General features: G+C 49.6%; 12 protein-coding genes. All 12 read right to left on the bottom strand.

Annotation, left to right across the window (positions count from 1 at the left end; genetic code table 11):
* Nucleotides 1-198: 198 nt before the first annotated feature.
* Entirely contained in the window at nt 199-1,131 is a 933-nt protein-coding gene (locus tag DFQ01_RS17815; RefSeq protein ID WP_110045255.1) for a carbohydrate ABC transporter permease, read from the bottom strand.
* A 15-nt stretch (nt 1,132-1,146) separates the two neighbouring features.
* Nucleotides 1,147-2,133 (bottom strand): ABC transporter permease, encoded by a 987-nt coding sequence (locus DFQ01_RS17810; RefSeq protein ID WP_110045254.1) that lies wholly within the window; start codon nt 2,131-2,133, stop codon nt 1,147-1,149.
* 109 nt (nt 2,134-2,242) lie between these two features.
* On the bottom strand, nt 2,243-3,976 hold the full coding sequence (locus DFQ01_RS17805; RefSeq protein WP_110045253.1) for a type 2 periplasmic-binding domain-containing protein: 1,734 nt from the start codon (nt 3,974-3,976) through the stop codon (nt 2,243-2,245).
* Nucleotides 3,977-4,092: 116 nt separating this feature from the next.
* Complete coding sequence (locus DFQ01_RS17800; RefSeq protein ID WP_110045252.1) at nt 4,093-5,865, bottom strand: sensor histidine kinase; 1,773 nt, start codon at nt 5,863-5,865, stop codon at nt 4,093-4,095.
* Between the two features lie 15 nt (nt 5,866-5,880).
* Entirely contained in the window at nt 5,881-7,455 is a 1,575-nt protein-coding gene (locus DFQ01_RS17795) for a response regulator transcription factor (RefSeq protein WP_174812587.1), read from the bottom strand.
* Nucleotides 7,456-7,686: 231 nt separating this feature from the next.
* Nucleotides 7,687-10,665 carry an endo-1,4-beta-xylanase gene (locus tag DFQ01_RS17790; RefSeq protein ID WP_146216895.1) on the bottom strand — a complete coding sequence of 993 codons (2,979 nt, stop codon included), beginning with the start codon at nt 10,663-10,665 and terminating at the stop codon, nt 7,687-7,689.
* 173 nt (nt 10,666-10,838) lie between these two features.
* Nucleotides 10,839-11,750 carry a hypothetical protein gene (locus DFQ01_RS17785; protein ID WP_110045249.1) on the bottom strand — a complete coding sequence of 304 codons (912 nt, stop codon included), beginning with the start codon at nt 11,748-11,750 and terminating at the stop codon, nt 10,839-10,841.
* Between the two features lie 224 nt (nt 11,751-11,974).
* Entirely contained in the window at nt 11,975-12,856 is an 882-nt protein-coding gene (locus DFQ01_RS17780; RefSeq protein ID WP_110045248.1) for a glycoside hydrolase family 43 protein, read from the bottom strand.
* Between the two features lie 24 nt (nt 12,857-12,880).
* The gene (locus DFQ01_RS17775) at nt 12,881-14,533 is read right to left on the bottom strand and encodes an MGH1-like glycoside hydrolase domain-containing protein (RefSeq protein ID WP_110045247.1); all 1,653 of its coding nucleotides are present in this window, start codon (nt 14,531-14,533) and stop codon (nt 12,881-12,883) included.
* A gap of 21 nt (nt 14,534-14,554) precedes the next feature.
* Entirely contained in the window at nt 14,555-16,186 is a 1,632-nt protein-coding gene (locus DFQ01_RS17770) for a response regulator transcription factor (protein WP_110045246.1), read from the bottom strand.
* On the bottom strand, nt 16,161-17,942 hold the full coding sequence (locus tag DFQ01_RS17765; RefSeq protein ID WP_174812586.1) for a sensor histidine kinase: 1,782 nt from the start codon (nt 17,940-17,942) through the stop codon (nt 16,161-16,163). The genes DFQ01_RS17770 and DFQ01_RS17765 overlap by 26 nt, the downstream gene beginning before the upstream one ends.
* Nucleotides 17,943-17,951: 9 nt before the next feature.
* Nucleotides 17,952-18,791: a carbohydrate ABC transporter permease gene (locus tag DFQ01_RS17760; RefSeq protein ID WP_110045244.1), complete on the bottom strand. Its 840-nt coding sequence runs from the start codon at nt 18,789-18,791 to the stop codon at nt 17,952-17,954.

Here is an 18,791-nt window from a genome sequence, read left to right as displayed (position 1 = left end):
GAATGTTCTGAAAAGTCAATCATCTAGTGATGCATATGACCTCTTCGCTGGTAGCGGCAGCATCTGAACGTTAAATTGCCGTAAACCTTGTTATCTGGTTGAATCGATAAATGAACAAAGGCAACCGACCTTGTGGCCGGCTGCCTTCTAGTTAATTGAAAAATTCGTTTCCCGTTGCGTAACGTCCCGTGTCGACAATTATCCTTTCACGCCGCCAACCGTCATCCCTTTGACGAAATACTTCTGCAGGAACGGGTAAATGATGATCATCGGTACGGATGCTACGATCGTCATCGTCGCACGAATGGAGAGCGGCGACACTTTGTTCGAATCCGCGCTCGAGTTCGCAAACCCGGACTCCGCGCTCGAAGTCGTGTTCGAGTTTTGCAGAATCTTTTGCAGTTCATATTGCAAGGTGCTCAGATGTTCATTGGACGAGTTGTATAAGAATACATCAAACCAAGAGTTCCATTGCGAGACGGTCGAGAACAGCGCCACTGTCGCAAGCACAGGAAGACAGAGCGGCAGCACGATGTTAATGAACGTTCTAAAATCTCCCGCTCCATCAATTCTAGCCGACTCGAGTATGCTGTCTGGCAATTGTTCGATGAAGGAACGAATGATGATCAAGTTAAACACGCCGATGACACCTGGAAGAATGTAAACCCAGAAGCTGTCGAGCAAGCCCAAATCCCGGATGAGCAAGAAATTCGGGATGAGTCCGCCGTTAATATACATTGTAATAATAAAGGCGATAGTGACGAATTTGCGAAGCACGTATTCCGGCCGGCTAATCGTGTAAGCGACCATTGCTGAAGCGAACACGGTAACGATTGTACCAATGACACTGCGAAGAACGGAGATCATGGTCGCATTGTATACCGAGTTATCAGCGAACACGAACTTATAGTTCTCCAATGAGAACTGCCGCGGTAACAGGTGAATACCACCCTTCATCGAATCGGTTGCGGTATTGAAAGAAACGGCCAAAGTATTGATGAAAGGGTACAAGGTAACGATCATGAGTATAGTGAGAATTGCGTAAATGCTTATATCGAATATTTTGTCGCCAAGTGAAGAGTTCCGGCTCGAGAACTTTCTTGGCTTGGATACAGACGCCAAATTCGCCATGTTGAAACCCTCCTTCTAGAACAATCTGTCTTGTCCCATACGCTTAGCGACATTATTCGCTGCAAATAACAGAATGAAGCTGACCACCGTCTTAAACATGCCTGCCGCAGTAGCAAGTGGGAAATTGAATTGCTGAAGACCGTACTTCAGTACAAATATGTCAATGTTCTCGGAATAATCGACGTTCATACCGTTACCGAGCAGGTATTGCGGTTCGAATCCCGATTCCATCAAATATCCGATATTCATTATTAACAATACGATAATGACCGGTTTGATGCCTGGCAATGTAATGCTCCACATCCGTCGCAACCGGCCCGCTCCATCCATTTCCGCCGCTTCATATTGTGCTGGATCGATGGAGGAGATAGCAGCCAAATAAACGATCGCATTCCATCCGATATCTTTCCATACCGAGCTTGCGCCGAAGATCCCCCAGAACCACTCTGCCTTGCCGAGGAACAAGTATTCCTGACCTTTATCAATGACACCTATCCACTTCAATAGCTCATTAATGATACCGTCCGGAGCCAGCGTCGTTTGAATAATGCCCGCAGCGACAACCCAGGAGATAAAGTGCGGCAAGTAACTCACCGTTTGCACGACGCGTTTGAACGCCATCTTCTTAACTTCATTGAGAAGCAATGCCAGCGTAATAGCCGTAACGAAGCCCAGTATTAGATTAATACCGCTCATCGCCAGCGTATTTCTTACAGCTCTCAGAAATTGCTCAGAGAATGTTTCGTCCGTGAACAAAATCTTGAAATGCTTAAACCCGACCCATTTCTGTTCAGAAAATTTCAATCCCGGCTGATAGTCTTGGAAAGCGATCGTCCAGCCCCAAATCGGCACATACTTAAAGATGATCAGCCAGATCACAAAAGGAATGGACATGAGGACTAGCATCCGCTGCTGCACGAGTCTCGTGAAAAACAGTTTCAGCCCTGTTGGTTTATTCTCCAACGTCGAAGGAGACGTTGTAAGCATAGCGTCATTCTCCATGATTCTCTCTCCCTCCGTTGGGCACAAGAAATTAGGAAAGGAAAGGCCAGACTTATGCGCGGAACAGCACGTTAAGCCGGCCTTTCGCTTTATTCCTAGTTATAGCCCATTACTTTGCCTTAGCAATTGCTACGAGTTTCTGGAGTTGTTCCTTGTACCACTTCTCGTAGCCGGCGGTATCAAGCTTGTCGAACTCCTTCTTGTAATCGGCCCAGATGCCTTCGAAGTCTTCTGGCTTCGCAAGCGCGAGCTTCGCGTAGTATTTCTTGAGGAGATCGTCTTTCTTCGTTTCCCACAGTTGCTGCGCCGAGCCTTGCTCCTTCGGAATACTCCAAGCTGGGAACCACGGACGGTCTTCCGGCTTATCGAAGATGTCGGAATACGTTTTAATACCGTATTTGCCGAGAATCGTTTTGTCGCCTTCCGTCAAGCTCATCTCGAACACTTCCGGCTGGAAGCCAACCGAGCGCGCGTTGCCGTCTGCAAACGTGGACGTTGAATTGTATTGCGGGAAGTCCCAGTCATAAGTAACGAAACCGTATTTCTCTTTGAACGTTTGGTCGATTTTGTCGATTTGTTCCTGCGTACGGTAGAAGCGGCCTTGATCATTGACTTCGTACGTTTCGCCTTTGATTCCCCAGTTGATCAGAACTTGGTTCTCTTCTTTGAGCATATTATCCCAGTATTGAATGATGCGAGCGGGATCTTTCGCGCTCTTCGTGATACCGATACCGCGGTTGCTCGTCCATCCTGGTGGATCCTGGTATTGATCTTTCGTTCCATCCCACGTTACTGCGAGCGGGTAGTACACATAATCGTCTTGGCTCGGATCTTTTCTCGCAGCGTCCTTAAGAGCTGCTGTCGCTGTACCGATCTGCCAGCCGTAGTCGAAGAAGCCTACAACTTTCTTGGAAGACAGCTTAGCGATATATTGGTCATAGTTGTCTACGAAGGAAGACTTGTCGAACAGTCCCTTAGCATTCAACGTATTCAACGTTTGCAGCCAACGCTTCTCAGAGTCGGAACCAGCATAGGTTTTGGCATCCAGCGTATCGATGTTAACCTCAACGTTGCCGTCATTCGGGAAGCCATCCAAGTGCATCGGAACGTTGGACGTTGCGAAGAATCTCCAGTCATTCGTCAGCGTAAGCGTACCCGTCAGATCTTCGTCTGGGTGCTTGGCAACGAAATCTTCAATCAACTTCGTGTATTGATCCATCGTTTTAATTACCGGATATCCCGCTTCTTTCAACACGCGGCGTTGTACCCAGAATGCGCCTTGGTTGATGTTTGGATCCGAAGTGACTTCTCCGACTTGAGCGGAGTATGGCAGGAAGTAGATGTGACCGCCGTAATCAGATTTCATCCGCTCGAAATACGGGCCGTATACGCGTTTAATATTCGGGCCATACTGTTCGATCAAGTCATCCAGCGGAATGAATGCATTCGCTTTCATAACCTCTTCGATCGCAGCGTCTGGAACCATTACGTCAGGATATTTATCGCCTGCGATCATCGTACCGATCTTCGTATTGAGATCCCCGACCAAATGTTCGAGCTTGAAGTTGACGCCAGTTTGATCCTCAAGCACTTTACCGATCGTCGTTTCATTGGTGTTAACATCCTTCTCACCGGATACACCAAGGAACATCGAGAACGTTACTTTGTCTTTAGGCGTCTCGGTCGCTGATGCGCCGTCAGTTGTCGAAGCACTTTCAGTAGAAGGAGTGGTAGCCTTTTCTGTAGTAGACGAATTGTTGTCATCGTTTTTGTCACTTCCACAAGCAGCTACGGACATTGCCATTACAGCAGCCATCCCCGCAACTAGCAATTTCTTTGCCATACTGTCGAACCCCTCTCAATGCGATTTGTATTTGTAAGCACTTTCATTATAAAAGCATTTCAAGGGTTCGTTTACCGAATAAACTAAAGATTAAGCTTTGTAAATTATATAGGTTGCTATGTAATTAACGATTCTTTAACCATGATTCGGAACACGGTGCCCTCGCCTTCTTCACTTGCCACTTCAAAATGGACCTTCTCTTTGTAATAAAGTTTTAATCGGTAATAGACATTTTTGATGCCAACGCTTTCTCCAATATCCTCATCATTCTCCAGACCGCTAACGATCATATCCAGCCTCTCGGCCGGAATTCCCGCCCCGTTGTCTTGTACCGTGCAGACGAGTCCCTCTGCGGTCATCTCGACCGTAACCCGGATCAAGCCTGCCTTCTTCGACTTCTCAATGCCGTGAATACTGGCATTCTCGACAAGCGGCTGAAGCGTCATCTTCGGAATCATCAAGTCCAGCACCGACTCATCCGCTTCAATACGGAAATCCAGCTTGTCTCCGAATCGGTATCTCTGAATTTCAAGGAAGCATGCGACAAGGTCAAGCTCGTCCTTGATCGTTACCCAATCCTTGCCCCAGGTGAGCGATTTGCGGAAAATCTTAGCCATGTTATGAATGATCTTAGCGGTTTCCTCTTCCTTCTTTATCAAGCTGCGCATTCGGATGGTTTCGAGCGAATTGAACAGGAAATGGGGATTGATCTGGCTCTGCAAGGCGTGAAGCTGCGATTGGTTGCGCTCCAGCTGCAGCTCCTTCTTCTGAATGTCGGCAATGTAAACGTCATGAATCAGACTCTTGATTTGCAGCGTCATCCGGTTGAATTCAGCGGTCAACTGCCCGATTTCGTCTTTGGTGTCCTGTCGTTCGATCGTTTCGAACGAATGATTCTTTACTCTCTTCATTTGCTTTAATATTCGAATCAGCCTCACGTTAAGCGACCGTGTAAACCAGATGATAACAAGCGTCGAGAGAAGAAGATTCGGAACAGCCAAATACAAAACGAAGTTTCTCGATTTGTGTACCTCTTTCAGCACTGCAGACTCTTGAAACTCTCCGACGATCCGCCAGCCGCTCAGGTAGGATACGTTCAGGAAATCTTCGTCTATCACGATCGTTCCCTTCGGAACAGGGGCTGAGGAGAAGTCGGCCATTCTGGACGGATCGATTGAAGAGTTCGTTGAATATTGCACTTCATTGTCGTGAAGCAAGTACAGATTGCCGCCTTCCAGTATAACGTTGTTGAAAATCTCTTTGATCGCTTCCGGGTGCAGATCGATCCTCATCAGTTTCTCCCATTGCTCCGATCCTCCGGAATCGCTGATCTTGCTTATGACGCTCAGCACATCGCCCGAAGCGCCTAAATAATCGATTGTTGTCTTCAGCAGGTATGGAGTTGAAGGCTTAGAATCACGGATCAATTGATACCAAGGCTGCTGTCTTGTCTGATCCGTTATCGGTTCAACTTGCCCGCCGTAAATGATAGAGTTGTTGTTCGTATAAAGCGTAATTCGTTGGATGGTTTCGTAGACAGGGCTGTATTTGCTGAGCACGCTTATAATATAGGACTGATAATTAAGCACGTATGCGGCTGGAACCTCGTAGTTCTCCTCCAAATACTGGTTCAAGTAGGGATCATTATAGATGACCGCGGAGATCCCGACAGCTGCGTCAACTTGCGCCATAAAATCGTTGCGAATCTCCTCGATGGCGAGCGAGATGTCTTTCATTTTCTGATGCTTGACGTTTGTGGTCGTAATGTCGTAGAAAATGACGTTGGTCAGAATGACCGGAATAAACACGGACAAGAAATAAACGATCAGCATCTTGTTTCGCAGTCTAACGTTGTTTAGGCTAAACACTTCTCGTAAGTTCACTCGCATCGACCCCACCGCCGCTTAATTCTTCTGCAATAAAGCATTCTTGTATTCGGTCGGCGTTTTCCGTTCGACCTTCTCGAATTGGGTTACGAAGTAGTCGGCGTTGCTGAAGCCCACGCTCGAAGCAATCTCGTACACCTTCTTGTCGGTCTGCCGCAGCTGACGTTTCGCTTCATTAATTCGAAGCTGCAGCAGAAAATCATTGAAATAGACGCCATAGGTTTTCTTGAAAAGTTGTCCCAAATATACCGAGTTCATGTAGAAGCGCTCGGCGATGCTCTTTAAGCTAATATTCTCGTTATAATGATTCTCGATATAAGCTTTGATCTTGCCGATGTCTCCCTTGCCCATCATGCATCGAAGCTCCGATATGTACCCTGCGGATTCGGTCAGGAACGCTAGAAGCAAATTACGAAGACCCCGCAGCGTACGAGGCTCCGTCTTCCACTCGAGCATTGGTTTAAGCGAGGCCAGCTTCTTCTCGTCGCCTTGCATCGTCTGAATGATTCGCGTCGCTCCATGAACGCACCGGGACATCGCGGTTGTGATCGATTCGAAGGCGAAGCTCTGCTCACGGAATGTTGCGAATATCGTCTCCGTCGCCGCCTTCATCGCGTCTATATCATTCTCCTCCAAACGCTCCATAAGCTCGGTGAACAGTACGGATTCGATTTCTTTGTAATGCAGAACGCTATCCTTGACGTCGTCGTACAGGATCACACTTCGATCATCTCTAGCATATTTATGCTTCATCGCTTCCAGGGCGGATAAGTACGATTTGCGAACCTGAGCAAGATTCGACACAGCTTCCCCGATAAAAATCTTCGGAACGGCATTCCCGATGCCTCCGCAAGCCCGGGAAAGCTCTTCGCCGATCCGCCTTGCTTCTTGCGTGTCGACATTCATTTGCACAAGCAGGCTCCATTCAAACTCTCCTCGAAGATGAATGTATGGCTCGTTTCGGGAAGCCGTTCGTGTCAGCACTCGGGCGACTGCTCTCATCGCGCGCTCCGTCCACTCGATTCGTTCCGCGTCGCTTACTTTCCCCGGCACGTCATTCAGCTCTACGGCAATATACCTGATCGGCAATCGCTCCGGCAATCCGAATGTATTCGCCGCTTCATGAATCGACTCTTCCTCCGCCCTGCCGGAGAGCAGCTTCTCGAACAGGGAAGCATGCAGCAGGGCATTGCCCGCTTCGGTTCGGGGCTGCTCTTTTCTCAGCAATTCGCCGATTCGAACGAGCGAATCTACTAGCTCATTCTCGTCAATCGGCTTCAGCAAGTAATCCTGAACGCCATACCTGACGGCTTGCTGCGCATATTTGAAATCGCCGTATCCGCTAATGATGATGAACCGAATCGCCTTGCCTTGGCGAGCCTGTACCGCTTGAATCAATTCGAGCCCGTCCAGAACGGGCATGCGAATGTCCGTAATGACAAGATCCGGCTCCATTTGCTCGATCAGGGCAAGAGCTTCTTCTCCATCTTCCGCTTCCCCTACGACCTCGAAGCCGCAATTTTCCCATGGAATCAAGCCCACCAGCCCTTTGCGGGCAAACATCTCGTCGTCGACCAGAATGACTTTTCTCATGAGCTCCTCCTGTGTCCTAGACGGCATATGACCGTCCGGCATTTATTGAAATCGCTTTCAAACTATGAATCCTATATTAGCATAGGCTGTGTCTAAAGGTAATGTATGACATCGTTCTTCCTCCATTTAACAAATGGTACAAACGCAAATGGGATGAAGCAGAAATGCCGCTGCTTCATCCCGTTATACGTTTCATGCTTCTTTTTTGGAGCTATTCGTTCATTTTAACGATTACTTGCTCCACAGCCGGTACAGGATGACGGCAGCTTCAGCGCGGGTCAAAGGAGACTGCGGAGCGAGCTTGCCGTTGTTGCCTTGTACGATGCCGGCAGTAACGAGTGCGGCGACGCTGTCTTGTGCGTACGCTGCTACTTTAGAAGCGTCGCCGAACGCGCTCAGTGAGCCGGTTTGCTGCAACGATTTGCCTGCTGCTGCAGCAGCGCGAGCGGCGAGAACCATCATGTCTTGGCGGGAGATACTGCTGTTTGGATTAAACCGATTATCGCCCGTACCGTTCACGATACCGAGCTGTCGCGCGATGTTCACGGCATCGTAGTAGTAATCAGACTCGTTCACATCGTCGAACTTCGCCGCTTGCTCATTCGTGCCCTTTAGTTCAAGCGCGCGAACGAGCAGTACGAGGAAGTCGGCTCTCTTTATATTAGCTTGCGGAGCGAACGTCGTGTCCGTAGTACCGGTGATGATGCCGCGGGCAGCCATCGCTTCGATTGCCGGCTTCGCCCATGTTACAGATTGAATATCGCCGAATGTTTTTACAACGAATGCTACAGCGTAGTTACTGAAGTGTGTCGTCGTAAATACGACCGTTCCAGCTGCCGCATCGTAATGACTGTTAGGAACTGGAATGACTTGACCGCTACCATCGACGTACCAGACGATGATCTGATCAGGGTTAAGCAGCTCCTCAGCCGTTGGCTTATACGGGATGGATACCGTAATCGGCGCGTTCGGATCGTTCCAAGAGATGACGCTGCCGTCAACTAATACTTCAAGGTTGATAACCGGTCTGTCGCCGATTTGCTGGCGAACGGCTTCGTTTAGCGCTGCCGTCGATACATCGGATACGCGGATTGTTACATGATCCGCAGCACCAATGTCCGTTTTAGCGAGCATGTTGCTTGGGATGTCGATCGTAGCTTTATCGGTCTTAACCGAGATGACGCTCGCGCCCGAATCTGACAAGCTGGCTGCCGGCAATTGCACACCGTAAGACGTTGCGCCTGCTTGCGCAGCAATCTCCACAGTAACTTGCTTTTTGCCTTTAGCATTCGCTGCAGCTTGCTTCCACGCTTTCGTCAGATCATCGTTCGATACGACTGCTGCAGCTGCGCCATCCTTCATTTCAACCTTAGGTTTAATCGTTACTTGGCCAGCTTTCGTGTCGCTTGAAGTTTCCTCTGTTACTGATGGAACATAGCTGATTACACTTCCACCGCCACTGCTACTGCCACTTCCACTTCCACTTCCACTTTCACTACCGCCGCTGCTAGTGGTATCACCTAAACCTATAACCGTCCAGAATGCCGCCTTAGGCGCATAACTGTTGTCGAACAGCAAAGGCATGCCTGAACTGCGCCAGCTTTGTAAATCCGCTTTGCCCCAGAACGTAACGCGGTCGATATTGTCGGCATATTTTTTGTAAATTTCAAATAATGTGCCATACAACGCTGCTTGCTGCGCTTGTCTAGCTTCGTCAAGATGATAATTGTTATTGGCCGCGAATGAAATGTCCAGCTCAGAAACGCTGATTCTTAAGCCTGCTTGAACGAAGCGCGCAATTGTCGTTTCAACTTCAGTTGCATCAACATCGGGGTCTTGACCAACCCAGAAGTGGGATTGCATACCAATGCCCTCTACAAGCTTACGCGCTGGATCGGTGTTTCTGGAATCGGTCGCCCACTTCTCGTTAAGGCTTTCCGCCATTTGCGCGATTTCCTCAAACTTATAAGTTTCGTTATAGTCGTTGTAATAAAGTGTTGCGTCAGGGTCAGCCAAGCGAGCGGCTACATACGCATCATAGATATAATCCGCGCCGCTTTCGCCTTTGCTTGCGTCTGCGCCGCTCTCATAAGCGATATACCAAGGCGAATCTTTGCGCAGGCCTGTTCTCCAGTCGCTGCCGTCAAAGGTTGAGGTATTGTCGCTAAACGCTTCGTTTACAACGTCCCACGAAATGACTTCACCTTTGAAATGCCCCGCTACGTTAGCGATGTAGCTTTCAAGGTTCGCTTTCGCGCTTGCGCGGTTAGCTGCATCGCCTTTATTTAACCATGCAGGGGATTGTTGATGCCATACAAGCGTATGCGCATGAACGGCTATGTTGTTAGCCTTGGACCAAGCGATTAACTTATCGGCTGCAGTGTAGTCGTAAGTATTTGCCGCTTTGGAAATGTTCTCAGGCTTCATTACGTTTTCAGGCGTAACTACGTTATATTGAGCCTTAAACATAGCTTCGGTTTGAGAGATAATGCTTGCATCTTTCAATGCCGGGTCTGCTTGGTCGTTTTCTTGACCCCAAGGCGTTGCATCGGCATTACTACCCCAACCAAGAATATTGCCAATTAAGAAATAGTTGCTGTAAGCGTCTTTAAGAGATGGAAGGGTTGTTAAATCCCACTTAGATGCTGGCCATTCATAATCATCAGGAACAAACGGAGCTTCTGTGCTTGACCATTCAACCAGAACATTGCCGTTGTCGTCTGTAATTGTGAGGCTGTTGATTGTAAAATCGTTGCTGCCTGCTGTTCCCCGAATACCAATGTTTCCGATAAGCCCATTAGCAACTTCGCTGCCGCTCATTACGAAATCAACGGCATAATCTGAAGCCTCGTCCTTCACTACGCCGCTTGTGAATGAACCCGGAATGGTCGTAGCTAGCGTTCCGGCTGCGTAAGTATGAGCCGCGTCGCTTACAACAGCTGCGTCGCCGCCTGTATAACCACCGTTCTCATTGCCTGTAATCCAACGCACACGATAACCGTTTGCGCCTGTTGATGTAGCATTGAATGTAAGGTGATATTTCGCGTCTTTAACAGGTGTGAAAGCTACAACATCGCCCTCAGTACTAGAGGAGAATGGCCATTGTGTATTGTCTAAACCCAATATAATGTTGGCGCCTGACCAACCATCACCGTATGCCGTTGATACGACGTGAACGCCAGGAACAGTCGGCAGCGGTTTGGCCGGCATTTCATTGCCGCCTTGAACACGGATGATAAGGCTGTCTATTACAAAATCAGCTAAACCCGCGCTGGCTTGTATTCTAAGTCCTGCGCCTGATTCCCAAGCGCCTTCATAGCTCAATATGAAGTCTGTGGCTGCGGCAACCGATTTGAATTCCGTATAAGGGTCGCTCGCAAGACCTAATACAATGTTCGCGTCGCTTGGAATCGTAACGCCAGCAGGAATATGTCGGCCAATTCAACGCTGTACTCCGCACCTGTTGTTAAACCTAATTTGGCAGCGTTAACGTCAATGCCGTCCCAACTGTTTGCACGGTTAGAAATGTCAAGGGCTGCCGTGCCGTCGACGTTAGATATGGGTGTAAGCGTAGGATTGCCAGCTCTTGTAATATAATCGGTTCCGCCATTCGTCATGATGTCAACAAGCCCTGCATCTTCTTGAAGATCGTAGGCTACAACAACCTCATCCGAAACCGGAGTTGTGTCTGTCGGGTCTGTTGGGGTTGTTGGGATCGTTGAAGCATCACTCGTTGTAATGATGATGCTGTCAACAATAAACTTATCGATAACGGTGTTGGATTGCACTCGCAGATTAGTGCCTGCAGCAACATAAGTATCCACCTGAGCAGCATCTATCGTATATTCCAATGTGAAGCTGTCGCCAGCTTGTACCGCAACATTGTTTAACCAGGAATACTTGCCGTTGCTCTCGCCAAGTATCATTTGCGAATCGTTTGGTACGATAGCGTCAGAAGGTATTCGTCCTTGTACTTGAATATGAAACGAAGTACCTACAGCCGCGTTCAATAGCGAGGTCTTGATATCAACGCCATTATAGTTGCCCGTTCTGCCAAAAATCTCAATCGCTTTGGCCCCGTTATTGTCTACAACATTGAACTTAACGCCAGAGTTTTGCAGAGCATCCGTATACTCGACTGCGCTTCCAACTAATTGGCTGTCCTGCTGCATATCGTAGATGACATTCGAGCCGCTTTCAGTTGCCGCACTCGCCTTCTGCGCGATCCCAAACTGCGGCAATAACAATGTAACCGCAAACACTAACATCAAAATCTTCTTCAACCGTTTGTTCATCGTGTGACTTCCCCTCTAAAGTATTTTAAAGCGCTTACACAACGAAAAAGGACGTAAACTTCTTTTCCACATCCCTCATCTTATCGTTCCAATGTAAGCGTTAAAATGTAAAAAATAGAGGTTATACTAAAGAAATTAAAGAATATTCGAAAAGTCAAATGAAAGTGAGATGACCCAAACCATCTGAATGGACAGTTTGGGTCATCTCACTTTAAGAAGCTCTATTACACGCTTAACCGTCCGTCACTTTCCTGCAGCGGGATGAAGATTGGACGCTCGTCGGGCGTGCTATTCGGCGTATGCAGCGCGAGCAGAAGATCGCCTGCGAATGTGCGGAAAATCATACCGTGACCGCCGTCGCTATCGAAAAGCGGCTTAGGATCATGCACCCAAGGACCAAGAATGCTGCCCGATGTCGAGCGAGCGGTCGCTTGCGCATATCTTCCTTGTCGGAAGCTGGACCAGAGCAGCAGCAATTCGCCGTTGTCACAGCGATACGCGAACGGACCATCGGTCACGTAGCCCGTGCCATGCTTGTTCGAATGAACCGGATCGACCCATGCTGCGTCGTGTGCGGAGAACAGCACGACCGGCTCACCAATGGCGCGATCAAGCTCCGGCGACAGACGCAGCGCACAGACGGTTCCATTCTTGATCTGTACCCACTCGTGGCAAAATATGATCCACGGCACTCCCTCATCATCGATGAACAGCGTACCGTCCAAGCACTCCCAGTCTCGCGGCGTCACAGGTTCCTCACTATGTGGGACAAACGGACCAAGCGGATTGTCTGAAACTAAAATTTGCGTTCCACGACATACGCCATCTGCTTTAAACGTCGCAAACATATAATAGCGCCCACGATACGGATGCACTTCGGGTGCCCAGTAGTTTAAATCCGCCCAGAATGTAGGCGTCGGACGGAATGCGGGGAACGGTCCTTCCCAGTTCACTAGGTCCTTGCTGTGATAAGCGTCGAAACCAATACCTTTCGCCTTCCAAATATCCGCATCGGTCGATCCGTATAAATAATAGGTTCCATCCGTTTCGTGCGGCAATACGAACGGATCACGCATCTGAATCTGATCTTTCGTTAGCACAGGCATAGGTCGACTATCCCTTCCTTCCGCTCATTCATAGGTCGGCATAACGACGCCGGGCGCTGACTCGACTTCGAACCGTCCATCTTGCAACCGCAGCACTTCGTTCCCAGCGATCCGCAGCGGCAGTTCAACGCCGCCTTGAACCAATCGCCCTTCCACCATCTGGACCGACATACCGATTGCTTTACGTATCTTGCCAACACGGTCGGTCACAACACGGACACCTGCCGGAAACTCGCACAATAGCTCACCCTCGCGATAAATCGCACACATCGAATGCGTGTTATGCAGCTCAAACCGTACGCCATCCACATTCCGCGTATACGCCGTTTCATCTGCCAGCTTCACTCCGTGATCTCGCGTTTGCGGCAGCAGAGCGGTGAACCACAGTTCCCCTTCTGGCGTTGGGACAATGCCGCACAGCCGCTCGATGTAATCAAGCACGCATAGAATCGCTGGTGAATACGTTTCCGTGAAACCTTCCTCCCCCGTCCACGGACTCAGGCATTGACCGAAACGTTTCATACGCGAAATCGCCGAAACAATCGGCTGCAGGATCCAAGTTAGCTCTACGTACCGACCATGCCGCTCGAAGGCTTGTGGCGCGCGTATAAGGCTAAGGAAATTAACCGCCCCTGCCCACGTGTTATAGCTCGAGAATGGATCGAAGCGCGGATCATCAATCGCAATCGAGGTCAACGGATACTTGGCGAAAAACTTGCGCGTATTGAGCAAATACCGCTTTAGCGCAGCAGCGAATAACGCATCATCCCCTACCTCGCAAGCGAGTACGCGCAGCAGCACATCCGACTGAATGCGTACGAATGCGTTATGTCGATCCACATCGTAAAAGAAACCGTCCTCTTCATGGAAGCAATGTTCGAGCAGGCTCTCATGCGTCCGCTGTGCCTTCTGTTCCCAAGCGATCGCCGCATCTTCATGCCCTAGTTCTGCCGCCATTTTCGCTAGATATTTTCTACCGCAATAGACGCTTGCTGTCAGATCAGGTGCGAGCAGCGGCAAGCTGGGAACAGCCGGATCATACCGCTTCGGATCGTCCATATACGGCGTATCCGGTATATGCCAGAAACGCGGCGAGAGATCATGCCCCGTGTCGTACGCGCAGAACGCTTCGACGCAGCCTGTACCGCGCGTATCGCGGTATAACGCGAGCCAATCATCGTACTTCGCGAGCGCCTCATACATCTGCGTCAGGAACAGACGGTCTCGTCCGTTCAACTTATAATGGTTCCACGCGCATCGCGCCAGCGGCGTCACCAGTTGAATTTGCTTGAACACAGCGCCCTCAGCCGTTACCTTATAGGGCAACAAGCCGTCTTCACGTTGTAAGCGAGCGAACTGTGCGAATGTCGATTGCGCCGTCTCCGGCGCAAATCGCGCTAACAGCTCGGCATTGATCGTCCCGGTGCTTTCCAACCAACAGCCAAAGTAAATACCGCCCTCTTGCAAAATCGCGTTCCCTTGCGCATCCGTCTTTACACAATCTGCCAACTTGTCTACGGCAGCGTAGTAGACATCCTCCAACCCTTGGGGAGAGGCGGCGAACTTCACGCCCGACCGGACAAATTCCTCTTGCAACACATACCCTGCTTCCTTACCACGCACACCTGCTCGGGTTGCCACATCAATAGCTCTCATTGTTGCCAACAAATTGCTCATGTCAGGCTGCTCTCCTTTATCCTACTGCCGCTTGTACTCGGACGGACTACAACCAGTGATCGATTTGAACACCTGACTGAAATACGTCGAATTCTGAAAACCAACTCGCTCGCTTACCTCGTATACCATGTAGTTGCCGGTTTCGATCAGCTCGATCGCTTTGCGAATGCGGAATTTATTGAAATAAGTGACGAAGGGCTCGCCCGTCACTCGTTTGAACAGCTGGCTCAAGTAATTGCGGTTCACATGTAAGCTCTCCGCAATTCGCTCCAGCGTAATATCCTCATGGTAGCACTTTTCAATATGGTCGCGAATGACTTTGTCCACCAGCACATGGCTCTTCTTGCTGCTATGCTCCTCGCGAATTTGCATGAGCAGTCGCGATACGATCTCATCCATCCACTCAGTCATCCGCCGGACAGAACCACAGCGATTGAGCTGTACGAGCAGCTCCTCCAACCTCATCTCCGACGGTTCTTTCTGCGGGTCCGTAGAATGCAGCACTGTCCATAGCGAGCTGGCAATGCCCGAACAGATCCCCCGGCACACAGGAAGCGATACGCCGCTGCACGCAAGCTCCATTCGCACGATGTTCCACAACTCTTCTGCCCGCTGCCATTGCTTCTGGAAGATGGCATCATGCAGCAACCGCACATCGTCCATCGACAGATTGTTGCTCCCATCGGACTTCGCCACAGCCGAGTAGGTGTAGACACGATTCCACTCGTTCATCTCCGCGACTTCGACGGCGACGCGGCTTTCCAAGTAGGTATCGATTAACTGCTCATAACCTGCCTTGCCTGTACCCAGTCCCGCCAGCACCGATAACTTCATATATTGCAAAATATTGTCCAGCATTTCGTTCGATAGGCTTGTGATGAACGACAATCCGCTGTTTTCAAAGCCCCGATCAGGATCTTCCAAGAAGAGGACGACGAATTCTTGATCCGAATATTCCAGCACTTCCGCGGTCAGTCCCGGCCGCCGAGGCAAGTTCCCCTCTAACATCTCGCGAATAATATTGCCTGTGCCAAAACGAAGTAATTGCCAGTCCCGCTCTTCCCTGCGCACAGATACATCTGGACGTACAAGACTTAGCGTTAACGCTCGCACAATCGTTCGCTCGGGCAAGCCCATGAACGCAATACGGCTATGCGGAAGCTCCTCTGGACGGTATCGCGTGGTGATCAGATCGCGAAAAAATGCGGCCTTCATCGAGCGCTGCACAACTTCCTGCTGCTGCAAGTAGCTTGTAAGAAGCTGTTCTTGCTCATTCGATTCATTCAACAATTGCACGACCTCGCGCACGACGAATTCAATCTCTGTTGTGCTCGGCGGCTTCAGTAGAAAGTGATGGACGCCAGACGACACCGCCTTGCGCGCGTTCATGAGATCATCGTATCCGCTTAGGATGACAATCGGCACATTCGGGTTCAGCTTGTGGATCTCCTCCGTTAACTGAAATCCATCCATAATGGGCATGTATACATCCGTAATGATGAAATCAGGCTTCAGTTCGCGGTATTTCGCAAGTCCTTCTGCCCCGTCAGCCGCCGTGCCAATAATATGTACGCCCATATCTTCCCACGGGATATGCTTCAATAAGCCGTTAATGACGTATTCGTCGTCATCCACCAACAGAATCGTATTCATGGCTCAAACTCCTTCTTAGTTGCTCCATCTCTTCCTCGTGGTATATGAGCGGCAGCTTAATGACAACCCGTGTGCCCTGTTCGCCTCGCATGATTTGTACGCCATACATTTTTCCGCAATACAACTGGATGCGATCGATGACATTACGGATGCCGATACCTCTTGCTCGCTCCGCATCAAAGTCCTCCGGCACACCACAGCCATTGTCAGTAATCGTGACGACCAGATGCTTGCCTACTATCCTATCACTATGCGTCTCAAAGCTCACGGTGACGACTGCTTGTTCCCCTCGCTGCCAGTTGCCGTGAATGACCGCATTTTCGAGAAATGGCTGAAGGATAATCTTCGGCACAAGCACGTCGTGCAGATCGTTCTCGACATGCTCAACGCATCGAATGTTAAAGTTTTGCCGATATTCTTGTATCGCGATGTAACAACGGGCATGCAGCATCTCGTCGCGCAGCGCGACATACCACTTGTTATTGCTCAGACCGATGCGGAACAGCTTAGAGAGCTGTTGAACCATCCCGCTGATCTCATGCGCATTGTGATCGAGCGCCCGCCAGTGAATCAGATCAAGCGTATTGTATAGAAAATGCGGCTTAATCTGCGATTGCAATAGTTGAATCTCCGCTTCACGTCGGTCGCGGTGCTCTTGATTCAGCCTGCCGATCAAGTCCTTCAAACGATACACCATTCGGTTGAAATGCATGGCGAGATGCGAATATTCCTGAATGCTGGACATCTGCATCCGTACATTGAAATCGCCCTTCTCAACCGTTCGCATTCCTCTGACGATGCCATAGATCGGTGCTGTCAGCTTGCGCGAAAGCCAGAATGCTAGCGGAATCGTGACGAGCAGCAGGCCTGCCAGCAGCTCAACGATGAGCGTTCGAATCTCATGTGCTCCCTGCTGGAGAACATCCTTCGTAATCAACTGCTGCAGAACCCAATATTCCGTGTTGGCTCGACTCTGAATGACGCTGTAATGCGACCCCACCGTGTCTTGCACCGATGCTCCTTCTCGAATCGATATTTCCAATTCAGCGTTAGGCAGATTTGAAGCAATATACTGACCGCGTGAATCCCGAATAATATAGAAGTCGTCGCTCGCCTTCTGCGCGTCGTTACCGCTTACAATATCAAATAGATGCTGCTCTGGAATGTTAATCTTCACAATGCCAAGCAATTGACCGCGATTACCAGCAATCCGCTGGACGTAACTGATAAGCCGCAAGCCATCCTCACCGTCAGTACGCGCATGTGCGGCGATCCAGAAGCCGTCCGACGCCTCCATTCTCTCCAGCCAGCCGTCACTCGCCGCGTCCTCCATCGGATGCATAAAGTCGCCCGGCGGTGACGGATAATCATACTGGTCCAGCCAGTTCGTATACAATTCAATAGAGTACAGTCCACCTTTCACGGCGGTCAGTCGCTTGAATTCATCGCTGATCTGCCGGTTCTTCGTCACGAAATCATAGGCATTATCCGGTGGCATAGACAACACCTGCTGGATCATCGAATTCGTCACGATAAACCGTGCCGTATCTTGAATACCCGCCACGTAGTTAGATAAGTTCTGCGACTTCTCGTCAAGCAAATCCGTCTTCGTTGCGCGGATCTCCCGATAGGCAATGCTAGAATACGTCTCGTAATAGACAATGCCGCTTGCAAGCAGCAGCAAGCTACTGAAGCCCATGAAGCAGAGCATCATTAAGGTGAATAACTTCGTTGGGTACCTCACTAGTTTGCGCATGATCATCATCTATCCTTTTATCCCCGTTGTCGCAATTCCTTGTGTAAAATATTTTTGACCGAGGAAGAAGATTAGCAGGCTCGGCACGATCGACAATACGCTCATCGCGAATACCGAACCCCAATTCGAGCTCCCGCTAGAGTCAAGGAACAGTCGAAGTCCCAACGGTACCGTATATTTATTCACGTCGCTCAAGTATATCATCTGACCGAAGAAATCGTCCCAGGTTCCCATGAAAGTGAAGATCGCTGCCGTAATGAGCGCAGGCGAGCTAAGCGGCAGAATGATGCGCACGAACAGCGTAAGCCAGCCGCAACCGTCAATCTTCGCACTCTCATCGAGCTCACGTGGAATACCGCGGATAAATTGCACGATCAGGAAAATGAAGAACGCATCCCCCAAAAATTTCGGTACGGTCAACGGCAAGAACGTATCTACCCAACCAAGCTTATGGAAAAAGATATATTGCGGAATGAGCGTGACATGTCCCGGAAGCATGATCGTGCCGAGCATAAGCGCGAAGAACAACTTCTTCAACGGGAAATCGATTCGTGCGAATGAGAATGCCGCCATCGACGAGCTGATAATCGTTCCGATGACCGCAAGGACACATATCATGATCGAGTTCAAGAAAAATCGCCCGAATTGGATGTTTCGCAAGCCAAACCAGCCGTTATGATAATGCTCGAACGTGATCGCGCTCGGCCATAATCCTTTCGAAGTGAAAATTTCCGTTGTTGGCTTAACCGAGCTGCTAAGGAGCCAGAACACGGGATAGAGCATAAGAAGTCCGAGACCTAGCACGATGATATGGAACAATAACGGTTTGAGCCGATTCTGAAGTGCCAT

This window comes from Paenibacillus cellulosilyticus, from assembly GCF_003182255.1.
Taxonomy (GTDB): Bacteria; Bacillota; Bacilli; order Paenibacillales; family Paenibacillaceae; genus Paenibacillus_T; species Paenibacillus_T cellulosilyticus.
Note: the sequence above shows the minus strand (reverse complement) of the source record. Positions and strands in the feature narration are given on the sequence as shown.